Consider the following 739-nt stretch of genomic DNA (forward strand, 5'->3'; position numbering starts at 1 on the left):
CTTATTCTTTGGAGCGACCTTATATATACCTTCAAAGTCAGTGATTTTAGATTACCATTTATTTAATCATTTTATGAATGAAAATAAAATTACAACAGCCTTGTTACCTCCAGCGTATGCGACTTACTTGGAACCAAACCAAATACCAGCGTTGAAGAAGTTGGTTACTGGAGGGAGTGCTTCTTCTTTTCAATTAGTGGAAATGTGGAAAGACAAAGTGTTGTATGTAAATGCTTATGGACCAACTGAGGATTCTATTATTACGACAATGTGGAGTGACTCGAATAAATTAGCGAACAATAATTGTATTCCTATTGGTTGCCCGATTCATAATCATCAGGTTTATATTATGGATAAAGGCGGACAATTGTTACCTATCGGTGTAGCGGGAGAACTGTGTATAGCTGGATCAGGGGTGGCAAGAGGTTATTTAAATCGCCCAGGTTTGACAAAAGAGAAATTTGTAGAAAATCCATTTAGTCCAGGAGAAAAGATGTATAAAACTGGTGATTTGGCAAGATGGTTACCAGATGGAAATATCGAATATTTAGGAAGAATGGATCATCAGGTCAAAATTCGTGGCTACCGGATTGAGACTGGTGAAGTAGAAACGGCACTCCTGGAAATAGAATTGATTCAAGAGGCCATTATAATTGCTCAAGAAGATAAAGATGGATTAAAACAATTGTGTGCGTATTATGTTGGAGATGATTCACTAACGGTTGGAAAACTTAGAAGT

The 739-nt window shown here is 36.9% G+C and carries 1 protein-coding gene; it reads left to right on the forward strand.

Translation table 11 applies throughout. The features are described 5' to 3' along the window. Window positions 1-739: AMP-binding protein (locus AZF08_RS24800; protein ID WP_153019596.1), on the forward strand; the 739-nt coding region annotated here is incomplete at both ends.

The organism is Bacillus gaemokensis (genome assembly GCF_001590835.1).
GTDB lineage: Bacteria > Bacillota > Bacilli > Bacillales > Bacillaceae_G > Bacillus_A > Bacillus_A gaemokensis.